The organism is Microbacterium sp. H6, assembly GCF_003314775.1.
Classification (GTDB): Bacteria; Actinomycetota; Actinomycetes; order Actinomycetales; family Microbacteriaceae; genus Microbacterium; species Microbacterium oxydans.
Genome location: NZ_QOAY01000143.1, coordinates 845 through 4,454, shown reverse-complemented (window position 1 = coordinate 4,454; position 3,610 = coordinate 845). Strand labels below are relative to the sequence as shown.

Annotated in this window: 4 protein-coding genes; all 4 read right to left on the bottom strand. The window is 68.5% G+C overall.

Annotated elements, in window-relative coordinates; translation table 11 throughout:
* Positions 1-39: 39 nt before the first annotated feature.
* The 4 genes from DSP71_RS09190 to phnD all read right to left on the bottom strand — a co-directional run bounded on the left by DSP71_RS09190 (position 40) and on the right by phnD (position 3,473).
* Positions 40-807: a tyrosine-protein phosphatase gene (locus DSP71_RS09190; RefSeq protein ID WP_113680946.1), complete on the bottom strand. Its 768-nt coding sequence runs from the start codon at positions 805-807 to the stop codon at positions 40-42.
* Positions 804-1,646 (bottom strand): phosphonate ABC transporter, permease protein PhnE, encoded by an 843-nt coding sequence (phnE, locus tag DSP71_RS09185; protein WP_113680945.1) that lies wholly within the window; start codon positions 1,644-1,646, stop codon positions 804-806. Before phnE ends, DSP71_RS09190 begins: the two co-directional genes overlap by 4 nt.
* The gene (gene phnC, locus DSP71_RS09180; protein WP_113680944.1) at positions 1,630-2,424 is read right to left on the bottom strand and encodes a phosphonate ABC transporter ATP-binding protein; all 795 of its coding nucleotides are present in this window, start codon (positions 2,422-2,424) and stop codon (positions 1,630-1,632) included. Before phnC ends, phnE begins: the two co-directional genes overlap by 17 nt.
* A gap of 146 nt (positions 2,425-2,570) precedes the next feature.
* The gene (gene phnD, locus DSP71_RS09175) at positions 2,571-3,473 is read right to left on the bottom strand and encodes a phosphate/phosphite/phosphonate ABC transporter substrate-binding protein (RefSeq protein WP_061017433.1); all 903 of its coding nucleotides are present in this window, start codon (positions 3,471-3,473) and stop codon (positions 2,571-2,573) included.
* Between the last annotated feature and the right edge of the window lie 137 nt (positions 3,474-3,610).

Sequence of the window (3,610 nt, the reverse complement as noted above, 5' to 3'; positions counted from 1 at the left end):
GGCGGCGAACCGCGGCCCCGGCATCCGTCATCGGCATCGTCACGCGGCCAGCGCCCGCTCGCGCAGTCGGGCGATCGTGGCGTTCGAGAGCCCCGCAGCGCGCAACGGCGTCAGCGGGTCCCCGTGCTCCGCGCGGAGCGTGTCGAGAAGGCTGCGCATGGACACATCCATCGAGCCCTCCAGAAGCGACGAGCCGTTCTCCAGAGCGGCGGCGTCGAAGCCCAGAGCTCTCCACATCGCTCCCATGACCGGAGCCGTGCGCGCCATGACCGCGACCATGTTGTCGCCGGTGCGGGCGTAGTCGGTGACGATGTCGTCGTCGGTGGCCCCCAATGCGAGCAACAGCATGGCGGCGAGCACACCGGTGCGGTCGCGACCGGCGGCGCAGTGGAAGGCCGCCGTGCCGGGAGTGTGCGCGATCACGTTGAGTGCGATGACGAGCTGCGGCGCCGCGCCCTCGACCATGCGCCGGTACATCCGGCCCATGGCCTCGTGGCTCAGCTCCGGGGCCTTGTCTCCCATCGATGCCCCCACATCCGCGATGAGCGGCAGGTGATGGTAGCCGACCGGGTGCGCGCCGAGAGGCCCACGTCCCGTGACCGAGACCTCGAGCGGCGAGCGTAGATCGATGATGGCACTGAGTCCACCCGCGACGAGTTCATCGGCCACCTCCGAGGTCACATAGGCCAGGTCGTCCGTGCGGATGGCGAGGCCTTCACGCAGCACACCGCCATCGATCATGATGCCGCCGAGGTCGCGCAGGTTTACCGGCGCGCTGAGGACGAGTCCGGTATCGATGATGCTCATGTGATTCTCCTTCGGATGAGGGCGCTGCCCTGGTCGATCACCGTGACGAGCACGATGATGCAGATGATGATGGCGCTGAGGTGGCCGTAGTCGTACATGCGCATCGCGGTGGTCAGCTCGAGGCCGATGCCGCCGGCGCCGACGAGACCGAGGATGGTCGCGCCGCGCACGTTGCCCTCGAACAGCAGCAGCGTGTACGAGGTCAGCAGCGGTGCGGCCTGCGGGAGGATCCCGTACTGGATGATCTGCCGCTTCGAGGCGCCGACCGCCTCCATCGCGACGACGGGCCCTCGGTCGACCTGCTCCATCGCCTCGGCGAAGATCTTGCCGATCGAGCCGATGGAGCCGAGCGTCATGGCCAGGATGCCGGCGAACGGGCCGAGCCCGACAGCCGAGACGAACATGAGCGCGAACACCAGGTCGGGCACGGAGCGGATGATGTTCATGACCCAGCGCGTCGGGTAGTACAGCCACTTCGGCGCGAGGGTGGAGGTGGCTCCGAAGGCGACGATCAGGGAGAGGACGGCGCCGAGGACCGTACCGACGACGGCCATCTGAAACGTCTCCAGCAGCAGTGCCAGGATGGTGCCGATCTTCGAGAAGTCGGGCGGGAACAGGCGCGACAGGAACTCACCCATGTTGATCGCGCCCTCGCCGAGCTTCACGAAGTTGAACTGGGCGCCGTTGAACGACCAGATCAGCACCAGGACCGCGACCGGCAGTCCGATCAGGAAGCGGGCACGCGGCACGCGGAAGGCGCTCTCGAGCCGGGCGCGCTCCGCGGGGTCGAGAGTCGGGCGGGTGGTCCTGTCTGCGCGCGGCTCAGTGGTCGTCGTCATCACCGTGCTCCTCGTCGTCGTAGAGGTTTTCCAGCGCGGCGGCATCCAACTGCGAGGTCACGCCGGAGACGAGCATCTCGCCGTGGCGAAGCCCGACGATGCGGTCGCTGTGCGCGAGAGCGAGCGACAGCACATGCAGGCTCACCAGCACAGGGATGCCGTCCTGCGTGGCGATCTCGCGCAACAGGCCGAGCACGGATCCCGCGAGTTTCGGATCGAGTGATGCGACCGGCTCGTCGGCCAGGATCACCTTCGGCTGCTGCATGAGCGCCCGCGCGATCGCCACACGCTGCTGCTGTCCCCCCGAGAGGGAGCGTGCGGGAGCGGATGCCTTGTGCGCGATCCCGACCCGATCGAGCAGTTCGAGCGCCCGACGGCGGTGCGCGTTCGAGAAGCCTCCCGCGATGTTGATCGGCCCGGCGCCGTGCAGGGCGCCGGTGAGCACATTGGTCATGACGCTGAGGCGTGGGATCAGGTTGAACTGCTGGAACACCTGTCCGACCCCGGAGCGGAGGGTTCGCAGCTCGCCGCGGCCGAGGTTCGTGACGTCGTGCCCGGCCACGCGGACCGTGCCTGAGCTGATCGGCGCGAACCCGGTCAGGCTGCGCATCAGCGTGGACTTCCCCGAGCCCGAGGCTCCGAGCAGGGCGACCATCTCGCCGGGGAAGAGGTCGAGGTCGACCCCGTCGAGCACCGTGTTCTCCCCGTACGCGACCTGCAGTCCGCGGACCGCGACGAGGGGAAGCGCCTGGCGGAGCTCGGCCGTGGGGGTGCGCACTGCACCCTCGGCGGGGCCGAAACCCAGAGCATCGGTTGGCGCTCCGGCGTGTCGGTCTGCGACGCGCCCTGACGACGACGAATCATCTCCGATTCGGCCGGGTGCGGAAACAGCGGCCGCCGGCGCGAGACGCAGAGCGGGAAGAGTCACTTGAGGTCCTCGAGCTTGACCCCGGCCACGGCCGCGATCTCGGCGAAGGACTGGAAGTCGGCGCTCTTCGGGTCGACCGTCTGCGGGGCCGCTGCGAACGCACCGTAAGCGCCGAGACGCTCAGCGTTCGCGGGCGAGAACACCTCGGCGATGCCGTCCTGGATCACCTTGCGGGTCTCGGCGTCCAGCGACTGACGGCCGAGGACCGCGCCCTGGATGTCCATCGCGGGGCTCTCCCCCACCGCGCGCCACTCTCCATCCGCAAAGGGGAACATCGGGGCGCCGAGCTCCGTGAGCATGACGGCCGTGCAGGCTGCGTCCACCTGTCCCTGCTGCAGCGCGGCGAAGCTGCCCTCGTGTCCACCGGCGAAGATGGCCTCGTAGTCGGTCCCCTGCTCGAGACCGGCCTCGTGCAGCATGTACACGGGCATGAAGTACCCGGAGCTGGAGGCCTGATCGGCGAACGCGACCGTCTTACCCTCGAGGTCCTCGACCTTCTGGATGGGCGATTCGTCGAGCACGACGCAGGTCGAGACCGGCTTGCCGTCGCCCTGGAAGGCGACCAGCGCATCCACCTCGCCGGTGTTGACGGCGAGGGCCGACGGGAAGCCGCTCATGATGCCGATGTCGACGTGGTCGGCACGGATGGCCTCGACGACACTGAGGTAGTCGGGCACATCAGTGATCTCGACGTCGCGGCCCGTCGCCTTCTCCAGCAGGTCGGCGAACACCTCGATCGGGTTCTCGGCGGTGGGGTCGTCGCCGACGGGGATCGTGGCGATCGTGAGAGGAGCGTCCGGATCGGCCGGAGCAGCCTCGGCGGTCGGGCTCTGGCAAGCGGTGAGAGAGAGGGCGGCCACGCCCAGGAGGCCGACGACGGGCAGGGTGAAGCGGCGCATGATGACCTTTCGGGAGGAGACGTCTCGGCATTCCGAGAACATCGGTATTCCAACCCCTGAAGGTGACGCGCAATTACGAGACTGCCGTACTCCGAATGGAACGCTGCGTGAACGGACGGTATCGACGCTGCGGGCGG

Coding starts and splice junctions, on each gene's coding strand:
- DSP71_RS09190 (WP_113680946.1), bottom strand. CDS start 807: ATGAGCATCATCGATACCGGACTCGTCCTCAGCGCGCCGGTAAACCTG.
- phnE (WP_113680945.1), bottom strand. CDS start 1,646: ATGACGACGACCACTGAGCCGCGCGCAGACAGGACCACCCGCCCGACT.
- phnD (WP_061017433.1), bottom strand. CDS start 3,473: ATGCGCCGCTTCACCCTGCCCGTCGTCGGCCTCCTGGGCGTGGCCGCC.